The sequence below is a fragment of the Pseudomonas baltica genome (genome assembly GCF_031880315.1).
Taxonomy (GTDB): domain Bacteria; phylum Pseudomonadota; class Gammaproteobacteria; order Pseudomonadales; family Pseudomonadaceae; genus Aquipseudomonas.
In genome coordinates this window covers 2,421,224-2,437,942 of the sequence record NZ_CP134771.1, presented here as the reverse complement: position 1 = coordinate 2,437,942, position 16,719 = coordinate 2,421,224, and the positions used below count along the sequence as shown (strand labels likewise).

Below are 16,719 nucleotides of genomic sequence, written 5' to 3'. Positions count from 1 at the left end.
CATTCTTTCGTAAAGGTCTCGCCCATGCCGATTGCCGCTAACAAGGCTGTCTCTATCGACTATACCCTCACCAACGACGCTGGTGAGGTCATCGACAGCTCCGCCGGCGGCGCGCCGCTGGTTTACCTGCATGGCGCAGGTAATATCATTCCAGGTCTGGAAAAAGCCCTCGTCGGCAAAGACGTTGGTGACGAACTCACCGTTGCTGTCGAGCCTGAGGACGCCTACGGCGAGTACTCGGCCGAACTGGTCAGCACTCTGAGCCGCAGCATGTTCGAGGGTGTCGACGAGCTGGAAGTCGGCATGCAGTTCCACGCTTCGGCCCCCGATGGCCAGATGCAGATCGTCACCATCCGCGATCTGGACGGCGACGACGTGACAGTCGATGGCAACCACCCGTTGGCCGGCCAGCGTCTGAATTTCCAGGTCAAGGTCGTCGACGTGCGTGATGCCAGCCAGGAAGAAGTCGCTCACGGTCACGTGCACGGCGAAGGCGGTCATCACCACTGATTGAGCTGCTAAGCTCAAGGGTAGCCGCGAAGGCGCCCGTTCGAGTTCCGCGCCACCTTTGATACGGTGAGCGAAGGGCTTGGACGGGCGCCTTTTCAGTCTGTTAGTGTTGTTCGAAAGGACAGGCTCGCGGGCCGTGACGGGATTCGAACAGGGGATTACTCCATGAGTGCATTTCATGAACTCAAGCTCAAGGCGCTGGACGGCAAGGAGCTGCCGCTGGCGCCGCTGAAGGGCAAAGTGGTATTGGTGGTGAACGTGGCCTCCAAGTGCGGGCTCACGCCCCAGTACGCAGGGCTGGAGAGCCTCTACCAGAAGTACCACGATCAAGGCTTCAGCATTCTGGGCTTGCCTTGCAATCAGTTTGCCGGCCAGGAGCCAGGCACCGAGGCCGAGATTCAGGAATTCTGCACGCTCAACTATGGTGTGACCTTTCCCCTGGGCAGCAAGGTGGAGGTCAACGGCCCGCATCGTCATTCCCTATATCGCCTGCTGGCAGGAGAGGGCGCGGAGTTTCCCGGGGATATCACCTGGAACTTCGAAAAGTTTCTGGTCGGCAAGGACGGCCGCGTGCTGGCGCGCTTTTCGCCGCGAGCCACGCCGGATGATCCGGCTATCATTGCTGCGATCGAAAAAGCGCTGGCTTGAATGTCGCGGGCTGCTGAATCTGTCCTGGCCAACCGGGCCACTTCGCGAGTAAGCTTTGCTCCCACAGTGCAAGCAGTTCCGGTGTCTTACACCTGTGAGCGCGAGGCTTGCCCGCGAACGCGTCGGTACCGTCAATACATGACGTGAAGCCTCACCCCCGCTCCCGTACCCAGAACAATGTCGCCCCCGCCACCGCTGCTGGCATCATCAACACATTGACCAGCGGTATCAGCAGCACCAGATATACGATCCCGCCAAAACTCAAACACTTCCAGCGCTTTTGCCTAAGCCAGGCGAGCATGTCCTGCCAGCTCATCTTGTGGTTGTCCGCCGGGTAGTCGATGTACTGGATCGCCATCATCCAGACCCCGAACAGCAACCACAGTGGCGCGGCGATGATGTTGACCACCGGAATGAACGACAGCACCAGCAGGGCCGCCGCGCGCGGCAGGTAATAACCGAGCTTGCGCATTTCGCGGGAGAAGGTGCGCGGGACCATTTCAATCAGTTCGCCCATGCTGAACGCCGGGAATTCATCCTTGCCGGTCACCACCACCTCAACCTTTTCCGCCAGGAAGCCGTTGAATGGCGCGGCGATGACGTTGGCGAGCATGGTGAAGGTAAAGAACACCATAAAGGCCACCAGCACTACGAACAGGGGCCAGAGGATGTAGCTGAGAAAGTCGAGCCAATGGGGCAGGCTGGGCATCAACGCGTCGACCCACAGGCGGAATTCGTGCCCGGCGAAGTAGATCAGGCCGACGAACAGGATCAGGTTGATCAGCAGTGGCATCAGCACGAACATTCGCAGGCCCGGGCTCAGGACCAGTTTCAGGCCCTCGCGCAGGTAATCGGGACCGGACAATACGGGGAGAGGCATTAGAGCTCCATCGATGGTGCGCAGGAATCGGGCGTCTGTGGTAGCGGGAACGCGAGCGATAAGCTACCAAGGATGGATAGCCCATCGCTATGGGTCGAATTGTAAAAGGGCATTTCACTAATCGCCTGCACCTCGTTAAGCTGTGCCCATCGAATTTGAAACCCTTCAGTCCATCAACTTTCGAGGCCAACGCCTCAAGGAGATTGCGTGAGTATTCTGGTCAACAAACAAGCCCCTGACTTCGACGCCCCGGCCGTGCTGGGTGATGGCTCGATCGTCGACAGCTTCAAGTTGTCATCGCTCAGGGGCAAGTACGTTGTGCTGTTCTTCTGGCCGCTGGACTTCACCTTCGTGTGCCCATCCGAAATCATCGCCCACAACAACCGCATCGGCAAATTCCGCGAGTTGGGTGTTGAAGTGGTGGGTGTGTCGATCGACTCGCAGTTCACTCACTACGCCTGGCGCAGCACGCCGGTCGAAAAAGGCGGCATCGGCGCCGTCGAGTTCCCGATGGTCGCCGACGTCAAGCACGAGATCACCCGCGCCTACGGCATCGAGCACGAAGACGGCGTGGCCCTGCGAGCGTCCTTCCTGATCGACCAGCAAGGCGTGGTGCAGCACCAGGTGGTCAACAACCTGCCGCTGGGCCGCGAAGTGGACGAGATGGTCCGCCTGGTCGAAGCCCTGCAGTTCACCGAACAACACGGTGAAGTGTGCCCAGCCGGCTGGCGCCCAGGTCAGAAAGGCATGAAGGCCGACGCCAAGGGCGTTGCCGATTACCTGGCCGAGAACGCCACCAGCCTGTAAGGGTGAGGTGTTGTGATCCACCTGCGCCATACTGCCCTCAAAGCTATATGGCTACAGTTTCAGGATCGGCGACATAAAGCCTTCCCCAAGTGCTGCGTCGATCCTTTTTATTTTCCGCCGGTATCCGGCGATGCGACCCAGGCGATGCAAAGGCCGGTCGATAGGAGAGTGTCATGTCTGAAGTTCGTCATTCGCGGGTCATCATTCTCGGTTCCGGCCCTGCCGGTTACAGCGCGGCCGTCTACGCCGCGCGGGCCAACCTCAAGCCGCTGCTGATCACCGGCATGCAGGCGGGCGGTCAACTGACCACCACCACCGAAGTCGACAATTGGCCGGGCGATGTCCACGGCCTGACCGGCCCGGTATTGATGGAACGCATGAAAGAACACGCCGAGCGTTTCGAAACCGAAATCGTCTTCGACCATATCAACTCCGTAGACCTGGCGGGCAAACCGTTTTCGCTGACCGGCGACAGCGGCACCTACACCTGCGACGCGCTGATCATCGCCACCGGTGCAAGCGCTCGCTACTTGGGCCTGCCGTCGGAAGAGGCCTTCATGGGCAAGGGTGTATCGGCCTGTGCCACCTGTGACGGCTTCTTCTACCGCAACAAGCCGGTCGCCGTGGTCGGCGGTGGCAACACGGCCGTCGAAGAGGCGCTGTACCTGGCCAACATCGCCAGCAAGGTGACTTTGGTTCACCGTCGCGAGACTTTCCGCGCCGAGAAGATCCTGATCGACAAGCTGCACGCACGTGTCGCCGAGGGCAAGATCGAACTCAAGCTCAACGAAACCCTGGACGAAGTTCTGGGCGACAAAGCGGGCGTCACTGGTGCACGCTTGAAGAACAACGACGGCAGCCTCAGCGAGCTGAAGGTCGACGGCGTGTTCATCGCCATCGGGCACACCCCGAACACGTCCCTGTTCGAAGGTCAGCTGGCGCTCAAAGATGGCTACATGGTGGTGTCGGGCGGCCGTGAAGGCAATGCCACCGCGACCAGCGTCGAGGGTGTTTTCGCTGCCGGTGACGTGGCTGACCACGTGTATCGCCAGGCGATTACCTCGGCCGGTGCCGGCTGTATGGCCGCGCTGGACGTCGAGCGTTATCTGGATGGCTTGGCGAACGCTACGTTCACCTGATCCGATTCGCGTGGGGCCGGTACTGCTGGCGAATATCCCCGAACATAAAAAACCGGCCATCGACAGCCGGTTTTTTTATGCCTGCAATTCAGTTCAGCCCTTGCGGCTCAACGGCTGCCCGGCGAACTTCACTCCGGCCAGGCCGTGGGCGATCAGGTTGCGGATATTGCCGTGGTCGCTGCCATCGGGCGTCGCCACAACCGAGCGATAGTGCTCGCCGAATGCCAGCAGGACTTCCTGGTCGCTGAGGCCTTCGAGCACGGCCAGGCCGATGGTCTTGCACGAGCCTTCGTTCTGGCCGGCGGCGTTTTCGACACTGCCGTTGTTGAATGCCTGAGGCGTGTAATCGTAATGCTCGGCGACGAAAGCCAAGGTGTCGGCAAATAGGTTGCTGCCTGTTTCGAGGCTGGCGCGGAAAGCGTTGATTTCGGTCATGGCAGTGGGCTCCTGCTTAACGGATGGATATTTGCGAAAGTTTTCAATCGGTTACCTATATTAACTTTTTCGCGCGCGCCATGGCTGTTTAAACATCAAGTCAGTCGGGTCAGGGCACCTGTAACTGCGTCTGCTGGCGGCGGAACTGACCGGGTGGCAAGCCGTGGGCATGACGAAAGCGCCGGGAGAAATAAGCCTCGTCGGCAAAGCCACACAGCCGCGCGATCTCGCCCACCGGCTTGCTGCCGGTCAACAGCAGCTGACGCGCCAGGTGCATGCGCCGCTCCAGTACCAACTCGCTGAAACTCTTGCCGATCTCCTTGCGCAGCCAGTGGGTCAAATAGTTGGGGGACAGGTAGGTTGCCGCAGCCACCTTCTTTAAATCCAGCTCGGGATCGGCCAGGTGTTCGCGCACATACTCGGTCATACGCCCCAGTGCGTCACGGCGGCTAGCCTGCGCGGCGTTGCTGCCGGCCAGGGCCAACAACGGCTCGGCGTATAACTGGCAGACTCTACCGATCAGTTGCAGCAGGCAGCCCTTGAGCCCTTCACGGGTGCCGAACTGGCGCGAACCGTCGAGGCCGCGCATCCGTTCCAGCAGCGCGAGCACCTCAGCGAACGCGCTGTCGCCCAGCGTGAAATCCAGTTGCTGCTGAAAGCGAAACGGTGACAGCTCCGGCGCCTGCTGAATCGACACATCTTCGAGATCGAGTGGATCACAGTGCAGATGCGGCAGCAGAAATTCCTGGGAAAAATTCAGCACCACGCCTTTGCCATCCACCGGATGCGGGATGAAATGCACACGGTGCGGCAGGATGAACGCCAGGGTGTTGCGCGGAAATGGCCGTTCGATGCCACCAATGAGCTGCACGGTATCGCCGCCCAGATTGACCTGGATCTGAAAATATTCGTGACGATGGGGGCCGGGCTCGGCGCTGCGCTCGAATTGCTCGCGGATATGAAAGTCGGCCCGCTCGCTACGTTGTTGCATGCCGTAAGTCGGCACCCGAGAAGTCAATTGCATGGAAAGGCTTCCTTTCTTGTATGGCAACCATGGTAGGGGAAGCGGCGCTTGCATTCGAGGGGGTAATGAGCGTTTTGAGAAAATTTAATGGATGCTTGTCCGATAACTTTTTGCATTAATCCGGTCTGGCGGATGATCGGTCAAATCCAAAAAAAGCGCAAAATACTGATGCATAAAAAAGGCTCTATTTCAGTACTTACGGCGACTTCGTACATGCGTATTGGCGAATTTTATCTTGATATTATTTTTGTACTTGGCAGCTTTCGATCTGTTTTAAAGCATAAAAGAATATAAGCGATCGATTGATTTGGCGAACTTGTACGATAACGTAGGGCCATGTTGTGATGGTGTCTGACGCCAGCCACAGCACTCGATACTCAATAAAAATAATGAGGAATATCATGTCGAGTCGTCCCGAAGGTCCCGTGTTGCGGGCTTCTGGCGCGAGCGTTCACGCTGGCGCAGTGCCCCTTGTCGATAATCGCGAAAATACCATTGGAAGCCCGCCACAGGCCGCAGCCAGTACGCGTCTGCCTACGCGCCGGCGCTGGATCATGCTCTCGCTGCTGTTGATAGCGACGATCATCAACTACGTCGACCGGGTTAATATCTCTATCGCCGCGCCCTTCATGGCCAAGGATCTGGGCCTCGACAAGGTGCAGATGGGCCTGGTGTTCTCGGCTTTCGCCTGGACCTACGCGTTCGCGCTGGTGCCGGCCGGTTTTATTGCCGACCGCTTCGGCTCGCGGGTGACCTACGGCGTGTCGCTGGTGTCCTGGTCGGCGGTGACCGTTTGCCAGGGCTTGGTGGGCGGCTTCGCTTCGCTGTTCGGCCTGCGTCTGGCCATCGGTGCGATGGAAGCGCCTGCATTCCCCGCCAATAGCCGTGCGGTCACGGTGTGGTTCCCGGCCCGTGAGCGCGGTCTGGCCAGCAGCATCTATGTGTGCGGCCAGTATCTGGGCACCGCGTTGTTCACCGGCGCACTGCTGTGGCTGGCGACCACCTACGACTGGCGCCACGTGTTCTACAGCACCGGTATCGTCGGCATCGTGTTCGGGGTTTTCTGGCTGTATGTCTATCGTGATCCGCTGAATTGCAAAAAAGTCAGCCCTGAAGAGCTGGCCTATATCGAGGACGGCGGCGGCCTGGTCAGGAGCAGCCAGGAGCGCACCCGCTTCAACTGGCGGCAGATCACCGAGCTGTTTCGCTATCGCCAGGTGTGGGCCATCTGTATCGGCAAGTTCGCCAACACCTCGGTGCTGTATTTCTTCCTGACCTGGTTTCCGACCTACCTGATCGAGGAGCGTCACCTGACCATGGTCAAGGTGGGGATCTTCGCGGTACTGCCGTTCATTGGTGCCACGGTCGGCATTCTGTTGGCGGGGATTGTCTCCGATTTGCTGATCCGCCGCGGGGTGAGCCTGTCGTTCGCCCGCAAGCTGCCGCTGGTCGTGGGCTCGGCGCTGGGCATGTCGATCGTGCTGGTCAACTTTACCGACTCCAACGTGCTGTGCATCGCGGTGCTGACCGTGGCGTTCTTCGCTCAAGGCATTGCATCGGCCTCCTGGGCGGCCGTCTCGGAAGTCGCACCCAAGGAGCTGATCGGCCTCACCGGTGGCATCACCAGCCTCGCGGCCAATATCGGCGGCATCGTCACGCCCATCGTGATCGGCTGGATTCTGCATGAAACCGGCAAGTTCTCGGCGGCCTTCTGGTTCATTGGCGCGGTGGCCATGATCGGTTGCCTGTCCTATTCGCTGTTGCTCGGGCGCCTGCACCGGATCGTCCTGCAGGCACGCTGAAGCCCCGTGTGCGAGGAGCTTGGATAAGTCCAGTTTCCTCACCGCATCGTCCAACTTTGCGGTGCTGGCATGCCTTAGGCTTTAGCCAGCACCGCACTCTAGCCAAGGAATGATAATGAACGACTATGTGATTGCTCCCCCGGCAGTGAGCAGCCTGCCCGTGGACGGCAGCACTCAGCGGTTTCCCGTGGCGCGAGTTTTCTGCCTGGGCCGCAACTATCTGTGGGGCGACGCCGTGGCCGCGCCACGCAGCTTTCCGCTGTTTTTCATGAAGCCCGCCAGTGCCGTGGTCGAAGCCACCGCGCGCGTGGACTTCCCGGTACAGACCGACGAGTTCTGCCCGGAAATCGAATTGGTCGTGGCGATCGGCATCGGCGGCGTGGATATCCCCGAGGCGCGCGCGCTGGAGCACGTGTGGGGTTACGCCGCAGGGCTGGACATGACGCGCCGCGATCTGCAGATGGCGGCCAAGGCTGCCGGCCAGCCATGGGAGGCCGCCAAGGCGTTCGATGCCTCGGCGCCGGTCACGCCCATCGTGCCCAGCGCCCGTATTGGCCATCCCCAACAAGGGGCGTTGTGGCTGGCGGTCAATGGCATCGAGCGCCAGCGCTCCGATCTCGAGGCGCAGATCTGGTCGGTCGCCGAGGTGGTCAGCCAGCTGTCACGCTCGCTGCGCCTGGAGGCGGGCGACTTGATCATGACCGGCACGCCACCGGGGGTCGAGCCGCTGCAGCCGGGCGATCTGATCAGCGCAGGCATCGAGGGTATCGCCAGATTGCAAGTGCGCGTGGGCCAACGGCCCACACGCTGAAGCTTTGATCATTTTTACGCCAAGGAGTCATTACAATGTCCAACAACACTGATTCTTCCGCAAAAATCGCGCTGGTCACCGGCGCCGGCAGCGGGGTCGGTCGCGCCGTGACGCTCGCCTTGATGGCTGACGGTTATCGTCTGGCTCTGGCCGGGCGCCGCCCCGAGCCACTGCAGACGCTGGTCGAGGAGATCCGCGCCCAAGGTGGCGAGGCCATCGCCATACCGACGGATGTTCGCGATCCGGCCAGCGTCGATGCGCTGTTCGCGAGTGTCGAGGAGGTCTATGGCCGCCTCGATGTGATTTTCAACAACGCGGGTATCAACGCCCCCGCAGTGCCGATGGACGAACTGCCGGTGCAGAACTGGCTGGACGTCATCAATACCAACGTGACCGGTGTGTACCTGTGCAGCCGCGGCGCCTTCGAACTGATGCGCCGCCAGCAGCCTCAGGGAGGGCGGATCATCAACAATGGTTCGATCTCGGCCCATACCCCGCGGCCCTTCACCGCGCCCTACACGGCCAGCAAGCATGCGGTGCTGGGGTTGACCAAGAGCCTGGCCCTGGACGGGCGCGAATTCAATATCGCCTGCAGCCAGATCGACATCGGCAACGCTCTGACCGAGCTGTCGCAGCGCATGACCAAAGGCGTGCGCCAGGCCAACGGCACCATGGCCACCGAGCCCATGTGCGATGTCGAGCACATCGCCGGAGCGGTGCGTTACATGGCCTCGCTGCCGCTGTCGGCCAACGTGCTGAACATGACGGTGATGGCCACCAACATGCCATTTGTTGGTCGCGGCTGAGCCCTTTTCGCCTGGAGATTTCGTTCATGAAGCCTGAAGTTCTGCAACTTAGCCCCATCCTCATCCCCCACGTGCGCGAGCAGCTTGAAGCCTTGTACACCGTGCATCCCTACTACCTGCAGACCGACAAGCCAGCCTACCTGCGTGAAGTGGGCGGCAACGTGCGCGGCGTGGTCACCGGCGGCCATACCGGTATTACCCGGGAAGTGATGGCGCAGTTGCCGCAGCTCGAAGTGGTGGCGGTCAATGGCGTGGGCACTGATGCGGTGGACCTGGCCTATGCCCGCGACCGTGGCATCCATGTCACGGCCACCCTGGGGGCCTTGACCGAAGATGTCGCTGACCTCGCCATGGGGTTGCTGATCGGCGTGTGCCGCGGCCTGTGCACCAGTGACCGCTATGTGCGCAGCGGCCAGTGGGCGACCACCGCCACGCCACTGGCGCCCTTGCCCCTGGCGCGTCAGGTCAGCGGCCTGCGCGTGGGCATCGTCGGCATGGGGCGCGTAGGACGTGCGGTGGCCACTCGGGCGGCAGCGTTTGGCTGCCCGATCAGTTACACCGACTTGCGCGCCATGGACGACGTGCCGCACACCTTTGTTGCCGACCTGCTCGAGCTGGCACGGGGCAGCGATGCGCTCATCGTCGCGGCCGCCGCCGACAAGGCCGAGGGCCTGATCGATGCGGGCGTGCTGGAGGCTCTGGGTGCTGAAGGGTATCTGATCAATGTCGCCCGTGGCCGGCTGGTCAACGAGCCCGATCTGCTCGCCGCTTTGCAGGCGGGCACTATCGCCGGCGCTGGCCTGGACGTGTTCGTCGATGAACCGCGGGTGCCCGAGAGCCTGTTTGCCCGCGAGAACGTGGTGCTGCAACCGCACCGCGCCAGCGCGACCGTACAGACCCGCACGCGCATGGGCGAGATGGTACTTGCGAGTCTGGCGGATGCCTTGGCCGGCAAGGTCCCGGCCAATAGCGTGACGGCCTGAGGCGGCGCCGACGTTACGCTTGAGGTTTGCCTTTGGCGAACGCGGCGGACTGCTCGGCGCTCGCTTCTTTCTGATAAAGGGACTTCCACTCGTTATACGGCATGCCGTACACCACCTCGCGGGCGTCATCGAGGCTGACCTCGATGGCGCGCTCGTCGGCGGCGGCCTTGTACCATTTGGACAGGCAATTGCGGCAAAAGCCCGAGAGGTTCATCAGATCGATGTTCTGCACGTCGGTGCGGTTGCCCAGATGTGCGACCAGTCGGCGGAACGCGGCGGCTTCGAGCTCCAGGCGTTGTTGATCAGTCATGTTGGCTCCTCGCGAGCAGCGCCTGTGGCGGCGCTGAAGTGAATTATCGAAGGCGCGATGATAAGAGTCGCAGGCCGGGGCGGCAATGCCCCAGCGGCGATCAGCGCTGGGCGGCGAGGGTGATCGATACCGATTCGGCAAAGCGCAGCGCGTGAGGCTTGTCGACCTCGACCTCGGCGTACCGCACGGCCTCGTGCTGCATGACCAGGTCGAGCAACTCCTGAGTCAGGCGCTCGAGCAGGGCGAAGCGATTGCCCTCGACGTGCTGAATCACCGCCTTGGTGATGGTGCGGTAGTTGAGGGCGTGATCGATGTCGTTGTCGCGCACGGCCTCCTGGGCCGGGTAGAGGATGGTGAGGTTGATCAGCACATCTTGCTTGTTGACGATCTCGTCTTCGTTGATGCCGATAAACGTGCGCAAGCGCAGATCCTTGACCCGGATGCGCGCAGTGCCTGGCTCCAGTTGTGGCATTAATCGTTACTCCGTCGAATCAATTGCAGAAATTCCTGGCGAGTGGTGCTCGACTCGCGAAAGGCGCCGAGCATCACCGAGGTATTCATCAGCGAGTTCTGTTTTTCCACGCCGCGCATCATCATGCACATGTGCTTGGCCTCGATCACTACCGCCACGCCGGAAGCTGCGGTAACGCTCTGTATGGCGTCGGCGATTTCGCGGGTCAGGTTTTCCTGGATCTGCAGACGCCGGGCGAACATGTCGACGATGCGGGCGATTTTCGACAGCCCCACCACTTTACCCGTTGGAATGTAGGCCACGTGCGCCTTGCCGATAAAGGGCAGCAGGTGATGTTCGCACAACGAGTAGAGCTCGATGTCCTTGACGATCACCATCTCGTCGTTGTCGGAGGCGAACAGCGCGCCGTTGACGATCTCCTCGACCGTCTGGGTGTAGCCGTGACACAGGTATTGCATGGCCTTCGCGGCGCGTTTGGGGGTGTCGCGCAGTCCTTCGCGGTCCGGGTCTTCGCCCAGCTTCCTGAGAATTTCACGGTAGTGGTCTGGCAGATTGGAAGTCATCGCAGGGTCATCCTCGCGGGCGCTTTATTTCAGATGGCGGCCGCCGTTGACGGGCAGAGTGGTTCCGGTGACGTAGGGATTGTCGAGCAGATAGCGCAGGCTCTGGTAGATCACTTCAGCGCCGGGCTCGATGCCCAGGGCCGATTTGCTCAGGGCTTTGGCTCGATAGGCCGCATCGTCATCGGGATTGAACTGGATCAGTGCGGGGGCGATACCGTTGACCTTGATCGCCGGGGCCAAGCGAGCGGCGAATGACAGGGTCAGGCTATCGAGGCCGGCTTTGCTGGCGCAGTAGCCGATGTGTCGGGCACTGCCCTTGCGGGTGACATCGTCGCTGATATGGATGATGTCGGCCGGGCCGCCGTGCTGGAGCAGCTCGGCGCAGTGCAGGTTGATCAGGTAAGGGGCGCGCAGGTGCACATTGAGCATGCGTTGCAGCGCGTCCTCGGCGTCGTCGGTCAGCCACAGCGATGCGTTGTGGACGATGGCGCGTAGCGTCGGCGTGGTGGCCTTGAGCGTGGCAATGAAGGCTTCGATGCCGGCCTCGGTGGCGAAATCGGCAAACAGCGTTTGCGCGCCGGCGGCCTGCAACTGCTTTACCCCAGGGCGTTCGCTGCGATAGCTGGCGATGACCGGCTGCCCCTGTTCCAGCAGGCGCAGTGCGCAATGCAAACCGATGCGCTGGCTGGCGCCGGTGATCAGAATAGGGGCGGGGGCAGGCATGACGGGCTCGTGGTGTGTGCAGAGGGCCGTGGCATCCTGGGGCCGGGTAGCACGGGGTTTGCAGCAAAGTTATACCACTGGCCAGTCTTGTACAACCTTACCCGTGCATTAGCGTGTAGACGTCGCGGCCTGCACTGGGGACGCTATCGCGGGCTTCGGCGCCGGATGCAACCAGCCGGCCAGCAGGCGCGAAGAGAGCGGTATGAACCAGCACACCATGATCGGCGTCAGCACCAGGGTGCTGAGCATGATTCGTGGCACCAGGCTCATCTCGCTCAACCAGTGGCCCAGCAGAAAGTTGAAGGCCAGGTTGACCGGGAAAAACGCCAGCCACACGGCCACGGACTGCTTCCAGCGCGGTGGGTGAGAAGGGTGGGCGACGTTGCCGAACCAGCCGTCGGTGCCGGCCACGCGGTGCTCGTGGGGCTGGGCGAACAGACCGCTGCCACGCTGTAGCCAGGATTGGCGCGAGGCCGAATGCTCCCAGGCGTGCAGGGTTGCCTCATCGGCGAAGCGGAAGATGATCTGGAATTCGTCGTCGTCGGGGGGCGGAGCCAGCACGCCGGAACCCAGGTAGCCAGGAAAGTCGGTGGCCAGGTGTTCGCCTTCGTGCAGCCAGGCAATCAGTTCCTGGTAATGACCTTCGGCAGCGCGGCGCGCGACCATGAGGGTGACGGGTGAGGTCGACATTGTGTATCTCCGTACGTATCGAGCGTCCTGGGTAAGGGGCTCAAAAAAAGCGCAGCGCCGGGGTGGTGGGCTGTGCTTCAGGGCTGGGCGGCTGCAGGTAGTGCAGCCATCGGCGATAACGCCTGATCAGACAAGCAAGGATTATTCCGGATTGTGAGGTGTGTTGCAGCATGTATCGGACAGGCCGACGAATTCAGCGGCGCTATCCTGCACGAGCGCCATGAGGGTTAGAATGTCGGCACACTCGCTAACCCTCGGTTTTGCTCGCAATGACTGATTTCTCCTCCGATCTGCGCGATAGTCAGGCTCTGCACAGCGAAGAGCTGTTCCCGATTCGCGAGGTGTCGCGAGTCACGGGTATCAATCCCGTCACGCTGCGGGCCTGGGAGCGGCGCTACGGTCTGATCCAGCCAACGCGCACTGAAAGCGGGCATCGCTTGTATTCGCGCGCCGATATCGACGACGTCCGTACCGCCCTGATGTGGATCGAGCGTGGCGTAGCGGTGAGCAAGGTCGGCAAGATTCTCGCCCGCACTCATGGCGCTCATGGCGACAACGCAGAGCAGGGTGGTGCCCGTGCCGAGTGGCATGAGTGGCAGGCTCAGGTGCGCCGGGCCGTGGCCGCGTTCGATGAGCCACAGCTGGAGCGCATCTACGGCCAAGTGTTCTCCAGCTACCCGCTGGTGGTGGCATTTCAGGAAGTGCTGATGCCGGTCTGGCAGACCTTGCTGGGGCGCCAGGAAGGCTACGGGCATACCAGTGAATGGCTGTTTCTTGACAGTTTTCTGCGAGCCCGTGCCCTGCAGCGTCTGCAGCTTACGCGTGGGCATGGCCAGGCCTGGGTCGTGGTGGTGGCCGCCATGCCCGGGCCGACCCGCGAACTTGAAGTGCTGGTGGCAGGCTTGATGCTGGCCGGTCCGCAGGTGGATGTCCACGTGCTGGCGTTGGGGCAGCCCTTGAACGAACTGAGCCTGGTGTGCGAGAAGATCCAGCCCCATGCCCTGGCGCTGTTCTCACATCGCCCGCTCAATGGCGAGCAGCCGCGGCAGTTGCTCAAGCTGGGGATGACGCTCGAGTGCCCGCTGATGCTGATGGGCGAGGCTTCCGAGCTGGCGCATGAAGTGCTGATCGGCACGCAGATCGCTTGCCTGGGCGGCGAGGGGCGATTGATGCAGCGACGTCTTTTGCAATATCTGGAGGGCCATCTGGATACTTGAGCGAAGGCGTTGCATGTGTACTGGCTTCACCGGCCTCTTCACCGCCGAACGCGCACCCTTGTTCCCACAGGGTTGAGCGTGAGTCGTACGCCCACAGGAGCAAAGCTTGCTCGCGAAGAGGCCAGCGAACGCGACACAAAGCGGCGATCAGGCATGCAGCTGAGGATGGCTCAACTGGTGCTGCTGCAAAATGAATTGCCGCAGGCGCTCGGTTTCCTGTGCGGTATTTTCCTGCAGGCGGTACGCGAACAGGCCATCGGCGGTCTTGCGCTGGCGCTTGCCTTTCATGGCCATGGCACTGAAGCCGTCTGGCGCGAACCACGCCGACAGTACCAGTGGCGCCGCGCGGTCTCGGGCTTCGATGAGCATGCCGTTGAACGACAGTTCCCGTGCCCACAGGCCAGTCGGCTTGCCGTCATCGCTCTGCAGCGAGACTGGCGTCGCCAGCGTCAAGCGCCACGGGCGAATCATCGGGCCGTCCTCATAAATGGTCGGCGCCCCGAGCTTGATGTGCTGGGCGTGAAATTCGTCTTCGACCAGCTGCAGTGGAAAACTGATCTGCTGGTTTTCAAATTGTGCCTGGATCGTCACGTGATCCTGGGCCACCAGTCGGGTCAGCAAGTCCTTTATCTGCACACCGCCATTCACCAGCAAGCTGGCCGTGGCATCGCGCACGTTCAGCTGCGGGTTGTGTTGCATCGTCTGAATGAAGTCCAGCTCATCCTGTGTCAGGAGGGCGTCAGATTGCATGCTCGTGCTCGACAGATAAAAGACGGAAGGGCGATTATTTCGACCGCAGTTTATCAATTTTGTTACGGCCGCTGGTCACCTTCTTGCTGGTCACCTTGAAGTGCTGCGATTTGCTTTTGAGCCCGCTCAAGGCTGCGCTCCAGTTCGACGATTCGCTGCCGTGCCGCCACCACGTCGCTGACGTCCTTCTGAATACCGATGTAATAGGTGCGTTGGCTGGCGTCGTGGCGCACCGGGGTAATGGACAGTTCGTTCCAGAACAGGCTGCCGTCCTTGCGATAGTTGCGCAGAATCTGCCGGCTCGGCTGGCCGTTGTCGATCGCCTCGCGCAGCGATCGCAAGGCAGCGTCATCCCGTTCGCCGTTCTGCAGGAAGCGACAGTCGCGATACAGGGTTTCATTGGCCGAGTAGCCCGTGAGGCGCTCGAAGGCCGGATTGGCGTAGATAAGGATGTTGTCTTCGCCTTCCTGTTCGGCAATGACGATGCCGTCGTTTGAGGCGTTGACCATCAGCTGTAGCAGATTGGCATTGATCATCGGGCTTTTTTGCTCCACTGATTGGCCCCTATAGGCGCGATTGAGCGGGTATTGCAGAGGATACGCAAAAACCGGCGGCGCGGATCATGGCTAACTGCGATTGGCGCGCGGGCATTCGAAGTCTTTCGGGGCAGCTGGTATCATCTGGCGTTTAACCTGTTACAGGACCTGCGCCATGAAAGTCGCTGTGTTTTCCGGTTCCGTCTACGGTGTGGCCGAAGATGTCGCCCGCCGCGCCGAGTCGCTGTTCAAAGCGGCGGGCTTCGAGGTGTTCTACAGCCCTCGCGCCACGTTCGACGAGTTGCTGGGCTTCGCACCCCAAGCGCTGCTGGCGGTAACCTCGACCACGGGCCTGGGCGAATTGCCGGACAGCCTGCAAGCGCTCTACGGACAATTGCGTGATCAACTGCCGGCGGCCTTGCGCGGTTTGCCAGGCGCGGTGATCGGCCTTGGCGATGCCAGCTACGACGACACCTACTGCGGCGGCGGCGAGATCATCCGTGAGCTGTACGCCGAGCTGGGCGTAGAGGAAGTGCAACCGATGCTGCGCCTGGATGCCAGCGAGACGGTCGACCAGGAAGACGATGCCGAGCCCTGGTTGCAGGCACTCATCGCCCACCTCAAGGGCTGACCGGCGTCAGTCCACGTTCGCGCAGCAATTGCAGCCAGGCTTGGGCCGCCCGCGACAGATAGGCGCCCTGGCGCCAGATGAACGCGATATCCCAACGCAGATGGCTCGCCTCCACCAGTCGCAGGCGAATCACCCCCGGCCGCACCAGGGCGCGGGCGACCACGCTGGGCAGCAGCACCACGCCTTGGCCAGCCGCCACCAGTGCCGCGAGGAAATCCGCCTGGCCGCTGCGGCCGCCCTCCTTGGGCGTGAAGCCTGCCGCCTGGCACGCTTGCAGCAAGCGATCGTTGAGTACGAAGCTGCGCTGATATAGCAGGAACGGCGTATCGGCCAGTTCCGCCAGGTGCACTTGTTGATTACCTGCCAAGGGATGGTCGGCGGGCAACAGCGCATCGAGCGGCTCATCGCAGAACGGCTGGGAAGCGAACGCCGGATTGTTCGAGGTCAGTGCACCGCCCAGCTCGAGCTCACCGTTGAGCACCGCTTGCTCGATCGTCCGGCTGCCGCCTTCGAGCAGGTGCACCTCGATGTTCGGATACCGCAGGCGATAGGCCGCGAACAGGCTGGCGAACAAGGTGTTGCTGCCCAGCAGCGGTAGCCCCACGCGCAGCTCGCCGCGGGCGAGTTGGCTGAGGTCGTCGAGTTCGCGGTGCATCTCCTGGCGCAGCCGCAACATGGCGTCGGCATGTTGCAGGACGGTATGGCCGGCTGCCGTCAGTTGCAACGGTTGGCCCTGGCGCTCGATGAGCTTCACACCTAGGCTCTGTTCAAGCTGCGCGACCTGTTTGCTCACTGCCGATTGGCTGATATGCAGGGTCAGGGCCGCTTGGGTGAACCCGCCTTGGCGTACCACCTCGGCAAAGCTGCGTAACTGCTTGAATTCCACGATGCAGCCCCATTGGCATTCCGGATTGGAATCGAGTGTAGTCTAATAATTCTCTTTTGGGATGGCGGGGGGCTTCGTAAACTGCCTCTACTGCAG

The 16,719-nt window shown here is 61.5% G+C and carries 21 protein-coding genes; 10 read left to right on the top strand and 11 right to left on the bottom strand.

What is annotated here, in order from left to right; translation table 11 throughout:
• The first annotated feature begins 24 nt into the window (after positions 1-24).
• Together REH34_RS10725 and REH34_RS10720 are read left to right on the top strand one after the other, a co-directional pair.
• On the top strand, positions 25-510 hold the full coding sequence (locus tag REH34_RS10725) for a peptidylprolyl isomerase (RefSeq protein ID WP_311971626.1): 486 nt from the start codon (positions 25-27) through the stop codon (positions 508-510).
• Positions 511-675: 165 nt separating this feature from the next.
• Positions 676-1,158: a glutathione peroxidase gene (locus tag REH34_RS10720; RefSeq protein WP_226502953.1), complete on the top strand. Its 483-nt coding sequence runs from the start codon at positions 676-678 to the stop codon at positions 1,156-1,158.
• Positions 1,159-1,309: 151 nt separating this feature from the next.
• Here REH34_RS10720 and cysZ read toward each other — a convergent pair whose 3' ends face one another.
• Complete coding sequence (cysZ, locus tag REH34_RS10715; RefSeq protein ID WP_226502954.1) at positions 1,310-2,038, bottom strand: sulfate transporter CysZ; 729 nt, start codon at positions 2,036-2,038, stop codon at positions 1,310-1,312.
• 207 nt (positions 2,039-2,245) lie between these two features.
• Here cysZ and REH34_RS10710 point away from each other — a divergent pair, with 207 nt between their 5' ends.
• Positions 2,246-2,845: a peroxiredoxin gene (locus tag REH34_RS10710; RefSeq protein WP_226502955.1), complete on the top strand. Its 600-nt coding sequence runs from the start codon at positions 2,246-2,248 to the stop codon at positions 2,843-2,845.
• 173 nt (positions 2,846-3,018) lie between these two features.
• Entirely contained in the window at positions 3,019-3,984 is a 966-nt protein-coding gene (gene trxB, locus REH34_RS10705) for a thioredoxin-disulfide reductase (RefSeq protein ID WP_311971625.1), read from the top strand.
• A gap of 93 nt (positions 3,985-4,077) precedes the next feature.
• Here the strand turns inward: trxB and REH34_RS10700 are convergent, their stop codons facing one another.
• Together REH34_RS10700 and REH34_RS10695 are read right to left on the bottom strand one after the other, a co-directional pair.
• Positions 4,078-4,419, bottom strand: coding sequence for a HopJ type III effector protein (locus REH34_RS10700; protein ID WP_311971624.1), 342 nt, complete (start codon positions 4,417-4,419; stop codon positions 4,078-4,080).
• A 109-nt stretch (positions 4,420-4,528) separates the two neighbouring features.
• Positions 4,529-5,443 carry an AraC family transcriptional regulator gene (locus REH34_RS10695; RefSeq protein WP_311971623.1) on the bottom strand — a complete coding sequence of 305 codons (915 nt, stop codon included), beginning with the start codon at positions 5,441-5,443 and terminating at the stop codon, positions 4,529-4,531.
• A gap of 554 nt (positions 5,444-5,997) precedes the next feature.
• Between REH34_RS10695 and REH34_RS10690 the strand changes: the two genes are divergently transcribed.
• From REH34_RS10690 to REH34_RS10675, 4 genes are all read left to right on the top strand, one after another.
• The gene (locus REH34_RS10690; RefSeq protein ID WP_226502959.1) at positions 5,998-7,245 is read left to right on the top strand and encodes an MFS transporter; all 1,248 of its coding nucleotides are present in this window, start codon (positions 5,998-6,000) and stop codon (positions 7,243-7,245) included.
• A 109-nt stretch (positions 7,246-7,354) separates the two neighbouring features.
• Positions 7,355-8,056: a fumarylacetoacetate hydrolase family protein gene (locus tag REH34_RS10685; RefSeq protein WP_311971622.1), complete on the top strand. Its 702-nt coding sequence runs from the start codon at positions 7,355-7,357 to the stop codon at positions 8,054-8,056.
• 35 nt (positions 8,057-8,091) lie between these two features.
• On the top strand, positions 8,092-8,862 hold the full coding sequence (locus tag REH34_RS10680) for an SDR family oxidoreductase (RefSeq protein ID WP_226502961.1): 771 nt from the start codon (positions 8,092-8,094) through the stop codon (positions 8,860-8,862).
• Positions 8,863-8,888: 26 nt separating this feature from the next.
• Entirely contained in the window at positions 8,889-9,845 is a 957-nt protein-coding gene (locus REH34_RS10675) for a 2-hydroxyacid dehydrogenase (RefSeq protein ID WP_311971621.1), read from the top strand.
• A gap of 13 nt (positions 9,846-9,858) precedes the next feature.
• Here the strand turns inward: REH34_RS10675 and REH34_RS10670 are convergent, their stop codons facing one another.
• The 5 genes from REH34_RS10670 to REH34_RS10650 all read right to left on the bottom strand — a co-directional run bounded on the left by REH34_RS10670 (position 9,859) and on the right by REH34_RS10650 (position 12,603).
• Positions 9,859-10,155, bottom strand: coding sequence for a DUF1244 domain-containing protein (locus tag REH34_RS10670; RefSeq protein WP_311971620.1), 297 nt, complete (start codon positions 10,153-10,155; stop codon positions 9,859-9,861).
• A 100-nt stretch (positions 10,156-10,255) separates the two neighbouring features.
• Positions 10,256-10,627, bottom strand: coding sequence for a dihydroneopterin triphosphate 2'-epimerase (gene folX, locus REH34_RS10665; protein ID WP_226502964.1), 372 nt, complete (start codon positions 10,625-10,627; stop codon positions 10,256-10,258).
• Entirely contained in the window at positions 10,627-11,190 is a 564-nt protein-coding gene (gene folE / locus REH34_RS10660) for a GTP cyclohydrolase I FolE (RefSeq protein WP_311971619.1), read from the bottom strand. The genes folX and folE overlap by 1 nt, the downstream gene beginning before the upstream one ends.
• 24 nt (positions 11,191-11,214) lie before the next feature.
• On the bottom strand, positions 11,215-11,913 hold the full coding sequence (gene folM / locus REH34_RS10655; RefSeq protein WP_311971618.1) for a dihydromonapterin reductase: 699 nt from the start codon (positions 11,911-11,913) through the stop codon (positions 11,215-11,217).
• 108 nt (positions 11,914-12,021) lie between these two features.
• Positions 12,022-12,603, bottom strand: coding sequence for an antibiotic biosynthesis monooxygenase (locus tag REH34_RS10650; protein ID WP_226502967.1), 582 nt, complete (start codon positions 12,601-12,603; stop codon positions 12,022-12,024).
• Positions 12,604-12,872: 269 nt separating this feature from the next.
• Between REH34_RS10650 and REH34_RS10645 the strand changes: the two genes are divergently transcribed.
• The gene (locus REH34_RS10645; RefSeq protein WP_226502968.1) at positions 12,873-13,820 is read left to right on the top strand and encodes a MerR family transcriptional regulator; all 948 of its coding nucleotides are present in this window, start codon (positions 12,873-12,875) and stop codon (positions 13,818-13,820) included.
• A 147-nt stretch (positions 13,821-13,967) separates the two neighbouring features.
• Here the strand turns inward: REH34_RS10645 and REH34_RS10640 are convergent, their stop codons facing one another.
• Together REH34_RS10640 and REH34_RS10635 are read right to left on the bottom strand one after the other, a co-directional pair.
• Complete coding sequence (locus tag REH34_RS10640; RefSeq protein WP_226502969.1) at positions 13,968-14,570, bottom strand: hypothetical protein; 603 nt, start codon at positions 14,568-14,570, stop codon at positions 13,968-13,970.
• Positions 14,571-14,632: 62 nt separating this feature from the next.
• Positions 14,633-15,106 carry a PAS domain-containing protein gene (locus tag REH34_RS10635; protein ID WP_311971617.1) on the bottom strand — a complete coding sequence of 158 codons (474 nt, stop codon included), beginning with the start codon at positions 15,104-15,106 and terminating at the stop codon, positions 14,633-14,635.
• A gap of 175 nt (positions 15,107-15,281) precedes the next feature.
• On the opposite strand from REH34_RS10635, the gene REH34_RS10630 reads away from it, so the two are divergent.
• Complete coding sequence (locus REH34_RS10630; protein ID WP_311971616.1) at positions 15,282-15,737, top strand: flavodoxin; 456 nt, start codon at positions 15,282-15,284, stop codon at positions 15,735-15,737.
• Here REH34_RS10630 and REH34_RS10625 read toward each other — a convergent pair.
• The gene (locus tag REH34_RS10625) at positions 15,727-16,623 is read right to left on the bottom strand and encodes a LysR family transcriptional regulator (RefSeq protein WP_226502972.1); all 897 of its coding nucleotides are present in this window, start codon (positions 16,621-16,623) and stop codon (positions 15,727-15,729) included. The genes REH34_RS10630 and REH34_RS10625 overlap by 11 nt on opposite strands.
• Positions 16,624-16,719: the final 96 nt, after the last annotated feature.